The organism is Bacillus cereus group sp. MYBK220-1 (assembly GCF_051916445.1).
GTDB lineage: Bacteria > Bacillota > Bacilli > Bacillales > Bacillaceae_G > Bacillus_A > Bacillus_A cereus.
This window is the reverse complement of record NZ_JBQAGQ010000002.1, coordinates 389346-408866: the sequence shown is the minus strand read 5'-3', so window position 1 is coordinate 408866 and position 19521 is coordinate 389346. Positions and strand designations below refer to the sequence as shown.

The window sequence follows — 19521 nt, the reverse complement described above, 5'->3', positions numbered from 1 at the left end:
GATAAAATGTAAATCTTCTAGAAGAAATATTTCCACTACCTTTCTGCTTTATACTCCCTTCTTTCTTTTTCAAAAAGGAAGTTGTCACATCTAAGGTGTTATATACTAAAACATTCTACAATCTCTTTATAAACTCCTTTTCACTTTATAACTTCCCTTTATTGGCACCTAAAGGAGATACCTAGTGGAGGCTACTATATTCATGGTTTATATTTCAGAGGTAGCATTCCCCTTCACTGATAACTCGCTTTCGCTGAATTTTGAGGTGGAGGTCTTACTGCCCAGCAAATAGCGGGATAAAAAAATCATCCTTTTTTCTTAAAAGAGGATGATTTTTTATATTTATTAACACTCAAATATGCTACTACTTTTGAAGAGTAAATTGGGCAACTATTTGTTTTAGTTTTCCTGCTGCGTTATGCATATGTTCAATTGAAACCGAAATCTCTTGAACAGATTTTTCTTGCTGTTGAATAGACTCTTTTACCCTATCAGTTCGGTCAGATGATCTTTGGGAAATTTGAGCCATGTCTTCTGCAGAAGCCGAGATTTCCTCACTACTCGCTGCAATTTCATCTGTAGACATAGATACCGTTTGAATTTGCTCAGATACTTGTTGTACTTTTTCTGTAATTGTTCCAAATACTTTTTCTGTATGCATTACTACTTGTGTACCTGCCTGTACCTCATTATCTACCTTCCCCATCATATGTACCGTATGGTTCGTTGTTCCCATAACTTGAGTAATAAGATTCTCAATTTGTTTTGCAGAATCACTAGATTGTTCTGCTAATTTCCGCACTTCATCTGCCACAATTGCAAATCCTCTACCACTTTCACCAGCACGTGCAGCCTCAATTGCGGCGTTTAATGCTAATAAGTTAATCTGGGAGGTAATACCTTGCATAACATCAATGATTTTAACAATTTCTTCTGATTGTTCTTTCATAGTCTCTACTTGTTTCACACCACTATGTACCGAATTTTGGATTGTATCCATCTGTTGAATCATTTGTTTCATTAATTTGTTACCATTCTCTGCATCTAATGCTGATTGAGTAGATAATTCATTTACAGAGGACGATGTATTGACTATACTCTGCATTCCTTGTGTCAACTCTTCCATCGCACCCGCAGTTTGTTCCATTGCTTGCATTTGACTCTCTGCACCATTTGCAACTTCTTCAATATCCATAGTGATTTTCTTTGCTGCACTACTAGATACTTCTGATGCAGATACTACTCCGTCTGCATGTTGAAATAAAAGCTGAATATTATTCTCTACTTCTTGCATATTTGTTCTTAGCCCTGCAATCATCTCGTTAAAATTACTTACTAATACACCTAATTCATCTTTAGCATTATAATCACCATGTACGGTTAAATCTCCTTCTTTCGCTCTTTCCATCATACGACTAACCGTTTGTAAAGGAGCAACTATAAGCTTGCTAATAATATAACTTACTATACATATAACGATTGTAGTAACTACTACAAGAATGATAAAGGTAATAACGGAACGATCAATCATTTTTTGAGAATCTTTAAATACTTGGTCAGCTAAATTTGAAACATACGATTCTAGATCCACTGCATAACCGGCTAACTCTATTCCCTTCGGTTTTAATTCCTTCTGAAATTCATTTACCATTTGTGGCTCGTTTGTTGCCTTTGCCTTTTCAAATAATTTTTTATATGTATCTTTATAACTTGGCAAAGATTTCTTCATCTTCTGAAACAGTTCATCCTCTTGCTTACTTAAATTAAAACCATCATCATATTCTTTTAATAAAGAATCATATTTTTTAAGATCCTTTTCAATATTATCAATTATTCCCTCTTTATTTGCCACTTCATTTTGTGATACCGTAATTAATTCTAGTAGGTTATATTCTAGTGAATTTTGTGTGCGAAGCATTCCTTCTAATAAAATTGCAGAATATTGATAATCATCTACTACAACCTCTGTATCATGCTTAATCTTATTAATAGAACTAATTGCTACACTGCTTATAATTACCATACCTAAAACTGCTAATGAAATAAGCGCTAATAATTTATATTTCACTTTTAAATTTTGTAAAAAATACATTTTTTCACCTTTATTCCTTTATATATAGATTTTTAGAATTTTATAGCTTATTATTTACAAAATCGCAATAAAAAGCAATGATAAATATTCCCAATATGAAACTTATATCTCTATAAAAAAAAGTAGCATAATAGCTACTCCTTTTTTCTTTGTTTCTCATATTGTTCAAACGTATGAATTCTTTCAAAAATTGGTGGGTGCGTGTATAAGAAAAATTTCACTAACGCAGGCGGATTCACTTGGCTTAAACTTGTTTTTGATAAATATTGAAAAGTTTTCACACCAGATTTTCCGTCCTTCGTCATATTTAAAGCATATTGATCTGCCGCTCTTTCTTCTATACGTGAAACGTAGTTTGTTGCTGGTTGTACTGCAAATGAGAGTATAGAAGAAATTAAGAAAAATAAAGGTAAAATGGAGAAACATGCCACTTTTGAAATTTGCAATGTATCTCCCCATTTGCGAATACACATATTTATAATACGACTAATTAAAAACATACCTATAAACGATAGCAATACATAACTTGCAACGCCAAAATATATATGCTTCATAACATAATGCCCCATTTCATGGGCCATGATAAATAAAATCTCTTTATCTTTTAACTGCTTAAGCGTTGTATCCCACATTACAATACGGGCGTTAGGGCCAATTCCTGTTACGTAAGCATTTAATGCATTCGTTTTTTCTGACATATTTACTTCATATACGTGTTTAGCAGGAATATCCGCTTTGTCTGCTATCGCTAAAATTTTCGTTTCTAATTCTTTATTTTTCAGCGTCGAAAAGTCGTTATACAGTGGGTCAATAACGACAGGCTGTATGAATGTTAAAAAGATTGTAAATGGAACAGAGAGCGCCCACCCTGCTAGCCACCATCTCTTCGGAAATTTACGGATAAGCCATAATAGAACGGTCACTACAATTAACATAGTCGCATAACTTTCCCAAAAACCGATAACATGATCTTTTATCCAGCTTTGTGTACTTTGTGTGGAAATGCCGTAATCAACGGACACTTTCCGGCCAATCCATTGCATCGGTAAGGCAAGCACTGTTGTCAATAATGATAAATAAAAGAAATAAATCGCAACTTGCAAAACACTTATTTTAGTCGTTTCCTTCGACCATTTCTCAAACTTTCTTGAAATACCTAGCACAAGTACAAATAATAAAATAATCCATTCAAGAGGCGTCGCTAAAAAGTATAGTAAATTTTTCACGCGCGAATAATCTTGGCTTAGCGTAAGCTCTCTCGTACTCATAAACGTTTCTGGATCTGCACTCGTTCCCTTATACATGTCCGGAATAAGTTCATGATTCCATCCAAATAAATACCAATATATAAGTAACGCAAATCCAACGTACAAAAAAAGCGACCAACCGATAACCTTCCTCACGCTATTCCCTCCTCTATGCTGCCTGTCTATTATTATTGTAAGTTCGTACACGCTAAATTAGAACAAGCTTATTATGTGAATTGCTCTGGATCTTTTTATTTACATAAAAAAACTCTTCTACATAAGAAGAGTTTTACCTATCTTTAAACACTTTCTTCGGTTCACAATCCGTAATAAGGATCACACTTACAAACCAACACGTACCCTACTTGCTTTTTAGATAAAATAAAAAGCCTCTTTAAGGAAGTACATCTATTAATAAACTAAAATCTTGTAAAGAGAAAGAACTATATTTCATAATACCTTGTACAGCTAAAAGTAAAACAAGACCGATCACACACATATAGTTAACGCTTTCTTCATTCTTTTTTTCAGTAACCACTCCACCACTTATACATAAAATCCCTAGCAAATGGAGCGCTAAATACATGAAAAAATAAGCTTCCTCCCAGCGCAAAATAACATTCACTGTCGTTATTAACACTAGACTAAGTAAAATCAAATAAAAAAACTTATTTGATGATATCGTTTCATTCATATAATTTTATACATCCCTTTCAAATTTCGAATTAATGATGTTTCAAAGCTATAAAGTAAATGATTGTTTTTATACCATAAAACAAAAGGAAAGCCACCATTACTTTCTCGAATACTTTATGAATCCACATATACTTCTCTTCATTCTTTCTGAAGATGCGCTTCATCATTTCTTCTACAATTAGACCAAATATTAGTAAAACCCCGAACACAATAAGAAGAGAAATAATATTTTCTTTTAAATGAGTACTAGAAAATAAGTAATACTCTGGAAACACAATCGTATCTACTACAGGTTGAAGCCAATGACAAACGCTTTTATCACACATATCTGTAATAGACGTAGAATCTATAATGTCTTTTAATATTTTTTCAACCGTCTTCTTCATCTTATTTACTCCCGACTACATCTGAAAAGCTCTTTTCCTGCTCTGCATATATAACCGGCACTTCTTTACTCCAATATTTGCGATTAACAAATAAAAAGATAAGTACTAAGTTTAATCCTGTTATAAAAATAATAAGTCCAGGAAAGAATGTCGTATAATTTGAGAAATCGGCAAAACTCATAATTTTTTCTCTACTTATTAGAAAAGACGCACCTATTACAAATGCATTGTTTAACATATGTATTGCAATTGGCATGAGTAAACTTTTCGTACGAATATATACGATTGACAATACGATGCTGAATATGGCTGCACCGAGGAAATCAACATGTAACAACGCAAACAATATTGCTACAACGATGGTCGCTATGCTCGTTCCCCATTTTGTTGCAAAACGTTGAAGTAAAAATCCGCGAAAAACAAATTCCCCGATAATTGGTGCGATGAATACGACCCTAATGACTTGAGATACATATCCCCCAGTACTATCTACAATTGGTTCATGCAGGGCGTTCATAATAAAGTCCGGTGTAATCCATGCAAAACTATACATATACAAAATAAGATACCCGTAACTAAACATGCATAACATAACCGTAATGTATAAAACTTGTACCAAGTTAAATGTTTCATTTTTATTAACAAATAATGAAAATGAAATGTGGTGCTTTCTATACTCATAAGAAATCCATACCATCGGAAGGATATAGAATATAAGGATATTTATAAAAGAAGAATTTTGTATATGAAATATACTTGTTAGCAAATCGCCACTACTTCTCGCTATTAAAATTAATAGTGCAAATACAATTAAAAAATATCTAGCTCGCATCACTTGAAACGGGTTCACACTCATCTCCTCCCCTATGTTACTTTTATCATATCATTTGATTCTTAATTTTTTGCGAAAGAAAACCTTAAAATTTCCTTAAAAATTCCATAAGTTACAAAATGATGATATGATATTCGAGAAAATTAGGAGGGATGTTTATGTACCAAGCAAATATTTTACTCGTTGATGATGAAACAGCAATTTTACAATTACTAACTACCATTCTTGAAAAAGAAGGCTTTTCTCATATTACAACTGCAACATCAGCTGAAATGGCTTTATCTCTAACTAAGCAAAACAATTACGATTTAATTATTTTAGATGTAATGCTTCCTGGACAATCTGGTTTTGATATTTGTCCAATCATTCGCCAACAAACAGATTGTCCAATTTTCTTCCTATCAGCAAAAGCATCTGATTTAGATAAAATATCCGGATTTTCATACGGTGCAGATGATTATATTACGAAACCATTTAATCCATTAGAAGTAGTAGCACGCATGAAAGCACAGCTTCGGAGACATATGAAACAAACCGTACCACACGAACAAAAATCACACTCGATTTCATTTGGAAGATTTGAAATTGATCAGCACTCTGCAGAACTAACAGTAGATGGGCACATTGTCGAATGCTCCGCTCAACTCTTTCAACTACTACTCTTCTTTTGCGAGAATCCGAACTACGTATTTTCGAAAGAGGAAATATACGAAAAAGTTTGGGGAGCACCTGCCTATAATGGCGATGACAACACTGTTATGGTCCACATTCGAAAACTACGTGAAAAAATTGAACATGATCCAAGTAAACCAGAATATATAAAAACCGTTCGCGGGCTTGGTTATAAGTTCGTTACAAAGTAGGGTGACGATATGAATTTTAATAAACGACTTATTATTCAATTTATCATGCAACACGTTTTTGTTTTAGTTACATTACTTATCGCTGTAGTTGCTGCTTTTACTTATTTAATTTTTCTTCTTACTAGTACTTTATACGAACCTAACATTCCAGATTCTGATAGTTTTACAATTTCAAGATACATCTCTTCAGAAGATGGGCATATTTCGTTACAATCTGAAGTGCAAGATTTAATAAAGGAGAAAAATGATTGGCTCCAAGTTGTAGATGAAAACGGAAAAATCCTCTACCACTTTAATACACCAAATGATGTTCCGAATGCTTATACGAAGACATCTTTAGTCGCATATATACAACATCATATCGAAAGTAATTATAAATTTACATATTGGGAAATTGAATTAGAAGAAAAGAAAGTACTTGTTATTTATGGTGGTATGTTAAAAAGCAATGCGTTACTGACAGCAATTCAAAAGGATCACTCCTCTTTAACGATGGATTCGTTCACATTAACAGATCAAGAAAAACAGTTACTGTCTAAAGAAAAAGCAGCACTTCAAATATTTAATCAAAATGGCGAAGAGGTTTTTGCCTATCCAGCTGGAAAGAAAAAAACATTTTCAGCGATACAAATTGCCCTTAATGAAAAAGAGCCGTGGAATCATAAAGAAAATACGTCTAGCTTTTACGATGCAAATAGTGGCAACCTTCTCGTTGTAACTGCAAAAAATGAGCACTACTATCCAGATGACGAAATTGAAGATGTATTTACTAAGAAGTTTCTCATTGGATGCGGATTAATCCTTCTTATCGTATTTGTTTATTTAGTCATTCTTTCTATTTGGTACGGTAATAAATTCGGGAAACCGTTATTACATGCGATGCGCTGGCTTAAAAATATCGCTGGTGGAAAGTATGAAGAACCTATTAGTAAAAAAGGAAAACCTGTCAGGTTCCGGCGATCTGGTAAAGAAAAATGGTCATTTCGTTTGTTTAGAGATGTAACAAGTTCACTAGAACACCTTTCTATTACACTCAAAAAAAATGATGCGATGAGGCAAGTACTCCAGCAAACACGAGAAGAATGGATTACCGGTCTAACGCATGATTTAAAAACACCACTTAGCTCTATATATGGCTACGCATTATTACTCGAATCGAATCAATATAACTGGACTGATCGTGATATTCAGCAATTTGGTAGTGTTATGAAAGAGAAATCTCAATATATGACGACATTAATTGATGATTTAAGCTTAACGTATCAATTAAAAAATAACAGCCTTCCTGCCCAACACGTAAACGTTGAAATCAATCAGTTCGTTCAAAAAGTGTTATTGCAATTTATTAACAATCCAACACTCCAAAATCAAAATATTGAATTCGTACCGAGCTCAAATAAAATTCAATATTTCATTGAAGAAAAATGGTTCCAGCGTATTATCGAAAACTTACTCGTAAATGCTGTAAAACATAATAATGAAACAACTACTGTCATCGTAAAACTATCACAAAACGCTAATTCCTTTACACTCTCCATTTCAGATGATGGAAAAGGAATGGATGAAAAAACGAAAGAACTTCTATTTGAACGATATTACCGCGGAACAAACACAGAAGAAAGCAACATCGGAACTGGACTTGGCCTAGCCATTACAAAACAGCTCGTTCATGCTCATAACGGAACAATTTCCGTTGATAGTGCACTCGGAAAAGGAACGACGATTATTCTTGTATTTCCGTTTCGTTCGTAGGAAAGACGCTATGTGGCGTCTTTTTTCTTTTCTGGGAGAATTTCGCGGTAATTGAAATTATGCGAATCGTTTTTTTTTGAGGTGTTTTAACGGTATATGAAATTATACCGGCGATTTTTTGAATATATCAGCGATTTTCTAGATATATCGACTTACCGACAAAAACCGACAATACTAACCTACTTCCCTACTATACAAGGTAAAAGTAGAAATAAAACTATTAACAAATACATTTCTAAACTGTTATACTATAAATAGAAGTATAAACTAACTAAGTTTTGCATAAAATGAAGTAGACGAGGTGCTTCCAACACCCCGTCACTGCAACTAATTACCGCAAGGTGGAAGGTTGCAACTAAAGCTTATTTGCGCTTAGAAGACTTCCCACGCTTCGCAGGCAGACGGGTGGTCTTCTTTTTGCGCTTTTTTGCCGTTAATTTCTTAAATCCAAAAACTATACCTTCTCTAGCTATAGTTTTTGTAATTTCCAACAAAATTTGCAAAAGAAATTCCATACGATTACACCTCCTTTCTTCACAAAATGAAGAAAGGGCATAACCTTCCACCCGCAATATTTAATTGCTACTTTATTTTACCATTTTCATATGTATTACAGATAAAACAATACAAATTTAACAATCCACTTATAAAAAAAGCGAACCATCTCCCAATGATTCGCTCTTACCCTATTATTTTTTCTTCACCGGTATCCAAAGCTCTACTTGTGCAAACTCACTCTTATCTTCGTGGCAACGCTCATCGTATAATTCAAACTCTGTAACTCCGCAATGTTCATAGCCTGAATGCGGAAACCATTCTGAGAATACTGCATTCCAAGTTTGGTGGATAGACGATACCATTTCTTCATGAGGAACTTTCGGCGTTGTAAATACTGCATATGTTGCTGCCGGGAAAGTACGCTTTGCAATTTCATTTGGTACATTTTCAAAGTCTGTAACTTCCATTCCGATAATATAAGTGAAGTCTCCTGTTTCTAAATTAAAATCAGTACATAATCCAAGCTCTACCCATTGGCTCGTATCTTTACGATTCGGAATCGTCGTTCCAAGATCTTTTTGTAAATATTCTTGCCAAAATGCTGGAATGTCTTGATGGTTTTTCCCTTCTTTACTTGTCGTCTTCAGTTCATAACCCGCCACTAAAAATTCTGGTTTATTTACAATACGATATTCCATTTGTATGCCTCCTAAATACGGATTTAATTTTCTTTGCTTTACATTTACTCTGTAATACATCGGTGTTTCGATTTCTTGTTTTCGATATTCACTCGGTGTCATTTGAAATAATTTTTTAAAGGCTCTCGTGAACGTTTCGTGAGATTGAAAGCCATGTTCAAACGCGATATCAATAACTTTTTCATCCGTATGAGAAAGTTGATAAGCTGCCCGGGCTAACCTCCTCTTTCGAACATACTCCATTACCGTATCACCTACTAACGCCTGAAATACACGATGAAAATGAGACTCAGAAAAACCTGCAACCCGCGCTAAATTACGCAGCGTTTGTTTTTCCATTACATCTTCCTCAATATAATCAATTGACCTTTGAATTTGTGTTTCATAGCTTTCCATCTCTGTTCACCCGCCTTATATGTATTATGATAAAAGAGAACGCAATCCAATTCTTGACGTTTTTTACTATAATTCCATAAAAAATTGTAACTTTTTTATATGTATTTCGTTGTTATGTATGAAGGGAGGGAAATGTAGTGAAACGTAAACAATCATTAGAAGAAATTTACTCAGAGCATATGCAAGATTTATTTCGCTATCTTCTCTCCCTAACCGGAGATTCCCACTATGCGGAAGATCTCATGCAAGAAACATTTTACCGAATGCTCGTCCATATTGACTATTATAAAGGAGAAGAAATTAGGCCGTGGTTATTTACAATTGCCTACAATGCCTTTATCGATTGGTATCGAAAAGAAAAAAAGTATAAAACAACTACAGTGGAAGAATTCCATTTACCAAACGTGCCAAGTACAGAACATGAATATTTCGTAAAACATGAGATTGCTAGTTGGTTAGACAGTTTATACGCTCTTCCGCTCGAAAGACGAAATGTCCTACTACTACGAGATTACTATGGATTCTCCTATAAGGAAATAGCAGAAATGACTGGTCTCTCATTAGCGAAAGTGAAAATTGAATTACACAGGGGACGGAAAGACACGAAAAGCATAAAGGAGTGATACGGATGGGTTGTACAGAATTTAAAAAACTATGGAAGAAGTATGAAAATGGAACGCTCACGCATGATGAACAAGAACTGTTAGAAAGTCATATTGAGTCATGTGAAGAGTGTGAAGCTTACTTAGATGAGCTGTTAACAAAAACAGAACCAATTAAGAAAAAGTTACCCCCAAAAAATCTTAAAATTCCTTTTTGGAGAATTAAGTGGAAACATCGTTTACAAACGTTTGGTTTTATATTATCAATTTGCATCGTTATCTATATAATCGGCGGGGTATTATCAGCCTTTTATTTTCAAGCTAATAATGATAAAAGGCTAGAAGAAATTAGAGAGGTTCCTTCGCTTGCACTTGAAGCAACGATCCCAAATAGCCGTGTTATGGGAGGTGGAACAAGTGTAGAAGCTTTTTTCCGTACGAATAGCCAATTTGATTTAGTACGAACCGTCGGTAAAAAAGAAATGCCCCTCGGTACAATAGAAACAAAAAGCTTCTTATCATCTGTAGATGTTACGAAGCGAACTTGGATGAATCCGTTCTATCAACCAAAACTCTTCTTTGTTCATCCAAAAACAGAGCAGGGTGATTATTTAAAAGATTCATCAAAAAAAGTATGGGATACACTTGCAAAAGTACATGATGGGACCGTTGCAGAAGTAGCAATTTCTTTTGATAAAGCTTACACTTTAAAAGAATTAGAACCGCTTCTATATAGCATATTCGAGGCACAAGAACTCCCTCCAACTCCTTTATGGTACGCTTTAGATACAGGACAAGAAAGAAAAAATGTAGATGACTATATCCTACATGGCGGAGAAGCTATAGGGTTTCCAGAACATGTAAGATTCCTCGATAATGAAACTGACGGGCGGAAAACGCAAGAAGACAAAGTAACCGAAATGATGCGCGTCCTTTCTATCCATAAAAAAACGGTAAGCAAAATAGCAGCGCTTTCTGAGAAAGAACTAAACTTAGATAAACGTTATCAATATGTAAAGGACAACGGTGTAAAAGTATACGGAATTGTTATTACTGGTCCATCGAAAGAGTTATTAAAATTACAAAACTCCCCGCACGTACGTTATGCGACTCTTGGAGATATTGAGATTTGGAATTGGTTTGATCATTAATAAAAAAGAAGTAGCGCTCTAAAAACGATGCGCTACTTCTTTTTTAATTCGAAATCACTTTCACATACATCCCTCTCACCGCTTTTTCATAAGCAATATCACTTATCTGTCTTATGTTTTCTGACACAACAGATGACTGAACGATTTTCCCTTCACGAAGTAACGGCGGATCAATAAGACGCACTTTATTTTTCTGATGTAAATCATAATCGTTTCTATCTTCTTTTACCTTTACATTTGGATGAACTTTGCTTAATAAAGCTTCTACTTCGGGGTCATTACATTGCTGCAATTTCGAAATAAGCTCCTCATCTTCAAGAAGAAAATCATCTGCATGAATAACCTTTTTATGAAGAGATAACTTTAACGTTTTCGCTAACATATCGTTTCCGTAAATATTCATTGGTTTCATAAAGAAATCAATTACTTCTTTGTAATACGTTTCTGTAAACCATTCTGCCATTTCGACACTTTGAACAACCATTTTCCCCTCTACTGCGATAATATCCTCTAAAAATCTATGAACCTCTTCTAAAGAAATATATCCGTATGTATACATATCTCGTAACGTATAATCTACTCGATCTGCGCATAATTCGGGCGCTGACCTTTCCAGTAATGTCCACTTCAAATCATCTAATAAAATATCTTCATAGTTATAACCATGCTTCGCAAGGATCGCTGGAATTTCTGAGTTTTTCACAACAGAACTAAATATCTCTTCATGATAACTTTCATCTTCATTATCAAAAACGTAATCAATCACATGGGAAAAAGCAGTATGTGATACGTCATGCAGTAAACTAGCAATCTGTTCTTTTACTGAACCACCTAGTTTTTTAACTAATAACATAACACCAACTGAATGATCAAAGCGCGTTACATTCCATTTCTCGTTCATTAAGTAACTTGCGCCATTTTGATGAATTCCCTTTAGTCTTTGCATAGACTTACTTGAAATTAATTCTTCTACTACTTGATCCACTTCAAATTCTCCGTATAGTACATCTGATATGATCACTTACAATCCCCCTTTATTTTAATCGAGTCTTATAATCGTATCTCTTTTATGAAATTAGCACCAACATAAATATTTATTTTTATTTGTTTTTATTAAAAAAAATAGAGAGCCATCAACTCTCTATTTCATAACCCCTATTCAAACGTAACTTCTACCTGCACAATCTCCGACCTACTACCAAGTCTAAGCGGGGGTCCCCAAAATCCAAATCCAGAAGAAACAATTGCGTGGAACGCACCTTTTTGTGCGTATCCCCAGTCTAGCTCGTACATTCTTCTCGTTACAATATGATTGGGCGCCATTTGTCCGCGGTGCGTATGACCGGATAATAATAAATCTACACCTGCCGCTGCTGCTTGTTTCAACTCAAATGGCTGGTGATCCATTGCGATAACAGGCATCGATTTATCTACCGTACTCATTAATTGTTCAAAGCTTTGACGATCTCGCTCTGTTTTATCTCTTCTTCCAACGAGATAAAAGTCATCTTCAATTGTAATTACTTCATCTAAAAGAATACGAATATCAATCTTATCCATCTCTTGTAAAAACTCTGGAACCGCTCTGCCGTAGTATTCATGGTTTCCTAATACGCCATATACGCCTAATGGTGCTTTCATTTGTTTCATGATTGGTCCCATATTCTTTTGAATGAACACACCTGGATGATCATCGATAATATCACCTGGCAGTAAAATAATATCAGGTTCCATCTCATTTACATGACGAACAAGTCTTTTTAAATGCGAAACGCCAGACAGTTTACCGAAATGCATATCAGAAGCCATCGCAATGCGTAAACTTTTACGCCCCTCTACCTTTTTCGGTATGTGCACCTCGTACTTTCTTACTACCGGACTATACGCATTAAATACTCCATACGCAAAGATAAAGATAAATGCAGCTATCACAGCCGCCCCTGTCCAAATAATTGCCGCTTCTTTCTCTACTGAAAACTGTAAAAGAAAGACCATAATATTAGCTAATGGCAACAACATAAGCGCGTATTGTATGACCGCGAACCAAATTGAACCGATCGTTCGTAGAAATGGCAAAAACTTAAACACTTGCACGAGAATGTACGCATATGAAATAAATGCGACTATAAAAGCATAATATCCCCAAGATTCCCAGCCAAATACCGCATGAAGCCAAACCCATCCGTTCCAGCCGATGTAAAACATAAGTAGTGTGTATATAATTAATATGGTAAATATATTGAGATAACGAAGATTCTTCACAGCCAGCCTCCTTATTGATTTCTTTTATTATAACTTGTTATGCACTTATAACGTAAATATTAAGCGCTTCAATCTTCATAATAAGAACATTGATAAACATATTATCTTAAAATTTTTAAGAACGGCTGTAATGGACATTTTTGAGTCTTAAGTGTTGGATGAAATTCTATTATCTTTATCGTTCAAAACTCACCTATGCAATTATGCATAACCATCTATTCCGTTTTATTTTCATGTTACGATATAAATGTAATACGACATATATCGACAAAGATAAAAGGAAGTGATTGTATGAAACGTTCTAAAACATACTTAAAGTGTTTAGCATTATCCGCTGTTTTTGCTAGTAGCGCTGTAACTCTTTCAACACCTGCTGCTTACGCTCAAACGACGTCACAAGTTGTAACAGATATCGGGCAAAATGCAAAAACACATACGAGCTATAATACATTTAATAATGATCAAGCTGATAATATGACAATGTCTTTAAAGGTAACTTTTATCGATGACCCGAGCGCTGATAAACAGATTGCCGTTATTAATACAACTGGTAGTTTTCTAAAAGCAAATCCTACTATAAGTGATGCACCTATTGATAACTACCCAATCCCTGGCGCTAGTGCAACATTACGTTATCCTTCACAATATGATGTTGCATTTAACCTTCAAGATAACAGCGCTCGTTTCTTTAACGTAGCACCTACAAATGCTGTAGAAGAAACGACTGTAACATCTAGCGTATCTTATCAACTTGGTGGCTCTGTTAAAGCTTCTGTAACGCCTAATGGCCCTAGCGGTGAAGCTGGTGCAACTGGTCAAGTCACTTGGTCTGACTCTGTAAGCTATAAACAAACTAGTTATAAAACAAATTTAATTGACCAAACAAACAAAAACGTAAAGTGGAACGTATTCTTTAACGGATATAACAATCAAAACTGGGGTATTTACACACGTGACTCCTATCATTCTTTATATGGAAACCAACTGTTCATGTACTCTCGCACATACCTATATGAATCTGATGCAAAAGGTAATTTAATACCGATGGATCAACTTCCAGCATTAACAAATAGCGGTTTCTCTCCTGGTATGATTGCTGTTGTTATCTCTGAAAAAAATACAGATCAATCTAACTTACAAGTCGCTTATACAAAACACGCCGACGACTACCAACTTCGTCCAGGCTACACATTCGGAACTGCAAACTGGGTTGGAAACAACGTAAAAGACGTTGATCAAAAAACATTTAATAAATTGTTCACACTAGATTGGAAGAATAAAAAATTAGTAGAGAAAAAATAAAGTAAAAAAAAAACGAAGGGCTATTTAAACTCTTCGTTTTTTTACTTATTCATAATAAGATCCCGCGAGTAATACCGTCGCTATGAAATTCCATGATATATTTTTAGGCATCTCTTTACCTTTATTTTGAAAAGCACCATCACAATCATTTAGCCATGCTTCCAATGATTCTAAGTAATCTTCTAACGTTATATTCTCCCACTCATCTTTATTTTCTTTAAAATCTTTTTGAAGATAAAACAGGAATTCTACTAATTTTTCTTTTGAATCTACACCAGTAGCTAGCTCATACATATCCATATTATTACTCCTTTCAAATACAAGTAAAATCCGCTATCTCTTCAACACAAAAACATTCTTTTTTATAAAACGCTATATTTCTCTTCCAACCAATCTTCTATAACATATTGTCCTGCTATCCCTGAAGGATTTTTAATTTTCTTACCTTCTTCTTCACTAACCATTTCAAAATCGATTAAAGGACCATCTGCTCTCCCTCGGCTCACAAAATAAGTCCCCTGATTCTTATTCTCAAACACAAAATCTGGAAGATTATACTCCCCCGGATCAAACAATTCCATTGGTAATCCACCAATAATTTTCCAATCACCATCTAACCAACCAGACCAGGCAGTATACGCCGTAAATAATACTTCTTTTTGATTCTTGTAATAGTTTTTAAACTCGCTTATCCGTATTTTTTCATCTGTAAATAAAGAAAAATATTCTACATATGTTTCCCCATCATATGGCCTCGTAACATTTTGTCCTTTCACTAACATTCCGTACCCATACTTATTAATATTTTTAAGATTTATCGCAAAAACTATCCCTGGCTTAAATGATTTTTTGCGACGTTTCTTTAATTTAAACTTACAATCTACTACTTCTTGTTCCTCTAAAGAAAAACTATCACTCTGCATTTCTAATGCATTTTTCAACATAATCTCTAACTCATTTATATGTGGTAATCTGCGAGGCCCTTCATTATATATCTTTTCAATCTCTTGAAAAGCATCCATTAAAATATCAATGCTTTCATCACTTATAATCAATTTATCCCCTTTTATTTCCTCTTTATAAAAAGACATATTTTCTCTCCTTTACTCTCTTATACATATCCCTTGAAGACTCTCTTTTTCTTTCTATCACACTAAACCACGCACCACTTCTTCTAATAATAAATTCAACCATTCATCCAATTTGTTTTAAAACACTCTAATACACTCAGCTTTCTTTCCATAGTACTATCTCGACATTATACTCATTCTTTAGAAAAGAAAAAGCACTTCTCATTGCTTCATCTACTACAATAAGGCTAGAATAAATTAATCCTCTTTGAGCATCGTCATATCCAATGAAATGTAATACTTCTTTTGTATATAACATGAAATCTTCTAATTCTAATTGCACACCAAAGTCCCAATTTTCATGTGCATACCATACAATAATCTTCTTAGACAATAAACTAGTTAATTCACGTTCAAATTCTTTTATTTCATTGAGAACTTGTTCAGCATTTAATTCACTCATAACTTTGATAGGATTCGGTGTTTCATCAATTAAAAAGTTTACTAATGAAGCAATTTTCTTCCCGCTAATAATCTCAAATTCTTTTATAGACGGACATAACATTAAAAACTTTTCTCTAGTAGCCTTTTCCTCTACCTTTTCTCTTAACATTGCAATTTTCTTTAGACGTTCATTCACATTTATCACCTCATACATTCAGTAAATTAACATAATAAAGCGTATCATCCGTTTGAAAATACATAACCGATCCGCGGCTATAATAATTAACAAATTGAACCTGCTCCCCTAGTTCATTACAAAGATTACTATCGTACACTTGATTATTGTTTAAATCATAAACAACCAATTTTTTATCTTGAGTAATGAATACTACTTTACCTTGAGCAACCGCAAAACTTTTCGACCATATTTTCCTAGTTACATGTATTTCATTCCACGACATATGAATTTTTTTATCTTTCATTTGAACTAAAGGAAATTCTGAATAATAATAGAGCCAAACATCTCCATCTATAACATTCATTGCATAACAATCATCTATATACGGTATATTATATTGTTCTACATATTGATCATAGCTATCAAAAATCAATTGACCTGTAGAATCAAAAGCAACTATACCATTTGCTCCAATTGGAGACTCTCCAAAAATTCCTTCATCACAATAACTAACCCATATATCTTCGTTCACATCAACCTGACAATCTTGAACCCCTTCTCCAATATAAAACTTAACATATTCACTCCCATCCGCATTATAAATAACCGCATTATCATCTTCATAGTGAAATATCAGTAACCATTTCTCGCCGATTCGTTGCATACATAACACTGATTCGACATCAATATCTACATTTAAATTAAAAATATTTATATTCACATTTTTTTTATCTAAATCAATAATAAAAGGTCGATTCTGATTGTCTTTTACTAGCAAAATTACATTTTGTTTATAATCCAAACTCATTTTTTTAAATTGATAGGCTTCAACAATAGACTTAAAACTTATTAATTCTTTACATACAATATCTTTCATATATATCAAAAACCTCTCGTTTATTCTAAACATAAAAAATAAGCATCAAACTTCCTTAATATTAATAAGTTTGATACTTACTCACAATTATTATTTAAAATATTTTTATCAAACCGTAGATAAACGATGTGGATCACAGAAAGTTTCTGTATCAATCTCTTTTTCCAGCCAAAGGTCAAAGAGCGCACTAATATCTCCATCTCCTTGTTCCATCATATACTCTTTTTCTGCTTGATGAATAGGTAATAACCAAAATAAATCAAGCTCCTTTTCTTCAAAAAACTCCATTAGCTCTGGAGACTCTCCTGCCTCAATAACTGCCGGGCTTACTAAAAGCACATTCATTGAAAAATCAGATTCAGCATCCGCATTAGAAATTGTATCCCCATAATCAAACGAGGTCTCATCTATAAATGGATAATGTGCTAATCCAGCAAGCAAATCAATTATTTTCTCATTTTGATTTGCATTTAACCAAATTAATTCTCCTTTAGCACCATTGGTCATATATTCAGCTGACATCCCTAATGTCACATATGTCCATACTGGCCTATCTTCATTTTTCGGGAATTCTAAAACGTATAGCATTCCTTTTTTTAGAGCGGTATTATCTAATTCTACTCTTTTAGCTCCTCTTTCACCCCAGGTATATTCAAGAATCTGACTAGGCTCTCCAAAATGTTCATAGTATTTTTTCTGAATGTCACTTAATTTATTTTTTCGAAAAAAATTCATTTATGCTCTACAACCCTCTTTCTACTATACAACCTTGTTATTAAAGATAGATTTCTTCTTTCCAACTACTGGATTTAGATTGAACTACTATTAGATTTTCACTTTCCCATTTTAATGTCCCTAAGAATCTAGAATATACCATTTCATTCCCTACCTCTTCCACCAATAATTGATCTCGAATCTTTAATCCCTTTTCATCATACACTTCACATCGTAGCTGGAAACCTTTAACACGATGAATTCCTTTTAATATCGCTATCTTCTTACGGCTTGGGCTTTTCTTAGGTGTCTTCCCAACTAAAAATATCCCTTCATAGTTTTGCTTCACAATCTCTTCTAAAGTCTCCTCTATATACCCTTTAACAATAGATGATGAAAGAGTAGAGTTTTCTTCAAGTCCAGGGACAACATATTGGCGTACTAATTTGCAAAACTCTTTGTATTTCTCTTCAACTGAATTTAATGCTAAAAAGTCCATAAAATCATATGGAACATATATACGAATTTCACCCAAAGCTCTATTCACTTCATATGAAATATCAGTGTTTTCGTTAGCTAAACAAAAGACAGTTACTTTTTCAATCTCTCTTAATCCCATCTCAAACTCGCTAACTTTCTTTGAGAAAATTAGCTCAAAAATTCTAATTTCATGTACAAGCAAATAATGTTTTTTAGGACGTTTTTTTTTCCAATCGTAAAACTTTACTTCAAGCAATATAATTCACTCCTTTAAATTTATCACCATGCATCGGGGACCTATGATACCTTTTAATAATTTATTAAACTGTACTCCTTATTCATTTTACCTTATCTATATTTTTCATATGCTCTACTCACAACGCATGCGGTGACATAACAGCCATAAACACATCACTTCTCTCACCTGGTGCCATATACATTCCTTCTGCATCTAAATATTCAATGGAAAAGGCTGCTAGCTCATACGCCATTTCTTGATCGCATTCAAAAAGTGGATTTATAAAAACCTCACTTCCTGTAATCTTTTGTAAATCTTTCAAACAGTTAGACTTACTTCTTGCATAATCAGCCACATTCTCATTAGCCCAAGACCACATCCAACTGTTACTCTTTCCAGACCAAGACCCTATAAAAACAACACTAAATTCAAGTAACACTTGACCATTTTTTTTAAACTGTAATATACATCGATCTTGATCATACCAATACTCATCAAAGTTATAGATATTATAATCCGAAATGAATTTTTGCTGTTTACTTTCTAATTTGTCATAACACATAACAAGATAATTCTCGAATTGTTCATCCGTCATTGCCAATTATCACACGCTCCCTTCATTCAAGATTTCCGCTACAAACAATATATCTTATATCTTACTCTCTCAAAACCTATATAAGGTGAAACTTTAATTAGTCCTTACCAATCGGGCTTTTACCGGTAGCCCCCCGCCCACATATCAT

General features: G+C 33.9%; 21 protein-coding genes and 1 pseudogene. 6 read left to right on the top strand and 16 right to left on the bottom strand.

Going from position 1 to position 19521, the window contains the following annotated elements; genetic code table 11:
• Positions 1-364: 364 nt before the first annotated feature.
• The 5 genes from ACTFRU_RS08970 to ACTFRU_RS08950 form a co-directional block, all read right to left on the bottom strand.
• Positions 365-2092, bottom strand: coding sequence for a methyl-accepting chemotaxis protein (locus tag ACTFRU_RS08970; RefSeq protein ID WP_440037610.1), 1728 nt, complete (start codon positions 2090-2092; stop codon positions 365-367).
• A gap of 134 nt (positions 2093-2226) precedes the next feature.
• Entirely contained in the window at positions 2227-3495 is a 1269-nt protein-coding gene (locus ACTFRU_RS08965; RefSeq protein WP_001233328.1) for a M48 family metallopeptidase, read from the bottom strand.
• Positions 3496-3733: 238 nt separating this feature from the next.
• Positions 3734-4033, bottom strand: a complete 300-nt coding sequence (locus ACTFRU_RS08960) for a DUF2101 family protein (protein WP_001006050.1) — start codon at positions 4031-4033, stop codon at positions 3734-3736.
• A gap of 31 nt (positions 4034-4064) precedes the next feature.
• Positions 4065-4421: a hypothetical protein gene (locus ACTFRU_RS08955; protein WP_000754334.1), complete on the bottom strand. Its 357-nt coding sequence runs from the start codon at positions 4419-4421 to the stop codon at positions 4065-4067.
• 1 nt (position 4422) lies between these two features.
• Entirely contained in the window at positions 4423-5271 is an 849-nt protein-coding gene (locus ACTFRU_RS08950; RefSeq protein WP_001067985.1) for a CPBP family intramembrane glutamic endopeptidase, read from the bottom strand.
• Positions 5272-5411: 140 nt separating this feature from the next.
• Between ACTFRU_RS08950 and ACTFRU_RS08945 the strand changes: the two genes are divergently transcribed.
• Both ACTFRU_RS08945 and ACTFRU_RS08940 read left to right on the top strand, forming a co-directional pair.
• Complete coding sequence (locus ACTFRU_RS08945) at positions 5412-6116, top strand: response regulator transcription factor (protein WP_000283871.1); 705 nt, start codon at positions 5412-5414, stop codon at positions 6114-6116.
• A 9-nt stretch (positions 6117-6125) separates the two neighbouring features.
• Complete coding sequence (locus ACTFRU_RS08940; RefSeq protein WP_001010447.1) at positions 6126-7868, top strand: sensor histidine kinase; 1743 nt, start codon at positions 6126-6128, stop codon at positions 7866-7868.
• A 362-nt stretch (positions 7869-8230) separates the two neighbouring features.
• Here the strand turns inward: ACTFRU_RS08940 and ACTFRU_RS08935 are convergent, their stop codons facing one another.
• A complete protein-coding gene (locus ACTFRU_RS08935; RefSeq protein ID WP_000394943.1) occupies positions 8231-8383 on the bottom strand; it encodes a hypothetical protein in 153 nt (50 codons plus the stop codon).
• A 174-nt stretch (positions 8384-8557) separates the two neighbouring features.
• Complete coding sequence (locus ACTFRU_RS08930; protein ID WP_000446855.1) at positions 8558-9460, bottom strand: AraC family transcriptional regulator; 903 nt, start codon at positions 9458-9460, stop codon at positions 8558-8560.
• 137 nt (positions 9461-9597) lie between these two features.
• On the opposite strand from ACTFRU_RS08930, the gene ACTFRU_RS08925 reads away from it, so the two are divergent.
• The gene (locus tag ACTFRU_RS08925) at positions 9598-10083 is read left to right on the top strand and encodes an RNA polymerase sigma factor (protein WP_000824008.1); all 486 of its coding nucleotides are present in this window, start codon (positions 9598-9600) and stop codon (positions 10081-10083) included.
• Between the two features lie 5 nt (positions 10084-10088).
• Complete coding sequence (locus ACTFRU_RS08920) at positions 10089-11213, top strand: anti-sigma factor (protein WP_074619146.1); 1125 nt, start codon at positions 10089-10091, stop codon at positions 11211-11213.
• 43 nt (positions 11214-11256) lie between these two features.
• Here ACTFRU_RS08920 and ACTFRU_RS08915 read toward each other — a convergent pair whose 3' ends face one another.
• Together ACTFRU_RS08915 and ACTFRU_RS08910 are read right to left on the bottom strand one after the other, a co-directional pair.
• Positions 11257-12234 (bottom strand): HD domain-containing protein, encoded by a 978-nt coding sequence (locus ACTFRU_RS08915; RefSeq protein ID WP_000587068.1) that lies wholly within the window; start codon positions 12232-12234, stop codon positions 11257-11259.
• Positions 12235-12368: 134 nt separating this feature from the next.
• The gene (locus ACTFRU_RS08910) at positions 12369-13475 is read right to left on the bottom strand and encodes a metallophosphoesterase (protein WP_000793735.1); all 1107 of its coding nucleotides are present in this window, start codon (positions 13473-13475) and stop codon (positions 12369-12371) included.
• 34 nt (positions 13476-13509) lie between these two features.
• On the opposite strand from ACTFRU_RS08910, the pseudogene ACTFRU_RS08905 reads away from it, so the two are divergent.
• Together ACTFRU_RS08905 and cytK2 are read left to right on the top strand one after the other, a co-directional pair.
• A pseudogene (locus ACTFRU_RS08905) lies at positions 13510-13623 on the top strand (TetR family transcriptional regulator); the annotation flags it as partial.
• A 143-nt stretch (positions 13624-13766) separates the two neighbouring features.
• Positions 13767-14777, top strand: a complete 1011-nt coding sequence (gene cytK2, locus ACTFRU_RS08900; protein WP_000830629.1) for a beta-channel forming cytolysin CytK2 — start codon at positions 13767-13769, stop codon at positions 14775-14777.
• Positions 14778-14822: 45 nt separating this feature from the next.
• Here cytK2 and ACTFRU_RS08895 read toward each other — a convergent pair whose 3' ends face one another.
• From ACTFRU_RS08895 to ACTFRU_RS08865, 7 genes are all read right to left on the bottom strand, one after another.
• On the bottom strand, positions 14823-15077 hold the full coding sequence (locus tag ACTFRU_RS08895; RefSeq protein WP_016122083.1) for a DUF7660 family protein: 255 nt from the start codon (positions 15075-15077) through the stop codon (positions 14823-14825).
• A 62-nt stretch (positions 15078-15139) separates the two neighbouring features.
• Positions 15140-15868: an Imm26 family immunity protein gene (locus ACTFRU_RS08890; protein WP_016122082.1), complete on the bottom strand. Its 729-nt coding sequence runs from the start codon at positions 15866-15868 to the stop codon at positions 15140-15142.
• A gap of 136 nt (positions 15869-16004) precedes the next feature.
• Entirely contained in the window at positions 16005-16487 is a 483-nt protein-coding gene (locus ACTFRU_RS08885) for a hypothetical protein (protein ID WP_048534195.1), read from the bottom strand.
• 10 nt (positions 16488-16497) lie between these two features.
• A complete protein-coding gene (locus ACTFRU_RS08880; RefSeq protein ID WP_349560807.1) occupies positions 16498-17346 on the bottom strand; it encodes a hypothetical protein in 849 nt (282 codons plus the stop codon).
• Positions 17347-17454: 108 nt separating this feature from the next.
• Positions 17455-18081, bottom strand: a complete 627-nt coding sequence (locus tag ACTFRU_RS08875) for a suppressor of fused domain protein (RefSeq protein WP_001008994.1) — start codon at positions 18079-18081, stop codon at positions 17455-17457.
• A 40-nt stretch (positions 18082-18121) separates the two neighbouring features.
• Positions 18122-18796, bottom strand: a complete 675-nt coding sequence (locus ACTFRU_RS08870; RefSeq protein ID WP_016124259.1) for a hypothetical protein — start codon at positions 18794-18796, stop codon at positions 18122-18124.
• A gap of 118 nt (positions 18797-18914) precedes the next feature.
• Entirely contained in the window at positions 18915-19379 is a 465-nt protein-coding gene (locus tag ACTFRU_RS08865) for a DUF6882 domain-containing protein (RefSeq protein ID WP_098905984.1), read from the bottom strand.
• Between the last annotated feature and the right edge of the window lie 142 nt (positions 19380-19521).

Excerpts from the sequence above, each read along its gene's own strand:
- ACTFRU_RS08920 (WP_074619146.1), top strand. The coding sequence starts at position 10,089 with ATGGGTTGTACAGAATTTAAAAAACTATGGAAGAAGTATGAAAATGGA.
- ACTFRU_RS08890 (WP_016122082.1), bottom strand. The coding sequence starts at position 15,868 with ATGTCTTTTTATAAAGAGGAAATAAAAGGGGATAAATTGATTATAAGT.
- ACTFRU_RS08875 (WP_001008994.1), bottom strand. The coding sequence starts at position 18,081 with ATGAATTTTTTTCGAAAAAATAAATTAAGTGACATTCAGAAAAAATAC.
- ACTFRU_RS08960 (WP_001006050.1), bottom strand. The coding sequence starts at position 4,033 with ATGAATGAAACGATATCATCAAATAAGTTTTTTTATTTGATTTTACTT.
- ACTFRU_RS08940 (WP_001010447.1), top strand. The coding sequence starts at position 6,126 with ATGAATTTTAATAAACGACTTATTATTCAATTTATCATGCAACACGTT.
- ACTFRU_RS08880 (WP_349560807.1), bottom strand. The coding sequence starts at position 17,346 with ATGAAAGATATTGTATGTAAAGAATTAATAAGTTTTAAGTCTATTGTT.
- ACTFRU_RS08935 (WP_000394943.1), bottom strand. The coding sequence starts at position 8,383 with ATGGAATTTCTTTTGCAAATTTTGTTGGAAATTACAAAAACTATAGCT.
- ACTFRU_RS08955 (WP_000754334.1), bottom strand. The coding sequence starts at position 4,421 with ATGAAGAAGACGGTTGAAAAAATATTAAAAGACATTATAGATTCTACG.
- ACTFRU_RS08970 (WP_440037610.1), bottom strand. The coding sequence starts at position 2,092 with ATGTATTTTTTACAAAATTTAAAAGTGAAATATAAATTATTAGCGCTT.
- ACTFRU_RS08930 (WP_000446855.1), bottom strand. The coding sequence starts at position 9,460 with ATGGAAAGCTATGAAACACAAATTCAAAGGTCAATTGATTATATTGAG.
- ACTFRU_RS08895 (WP_016122083.1), bottom strand. The coding sequence starts at position 15,077 with ATGGATATGTATGAGCTAGCTACTGGTGTAGATTCAAAAGAAAAATTA.
- ACTFRU_RS08945 (WP_000283871.1), top strand. The coding sequence starts at position 5,412 with ATGTACCAAGCAAATATTTTACTCGTTGATGATGAAACAGCAATTTTA.
- cytK2 (WP_000830629.1), top strand. The coding sequence starts at position 13,767 with ATGAAACGTTCTAAAACATACTTAAAGTGTTTAGCATTATCCGCTGTT.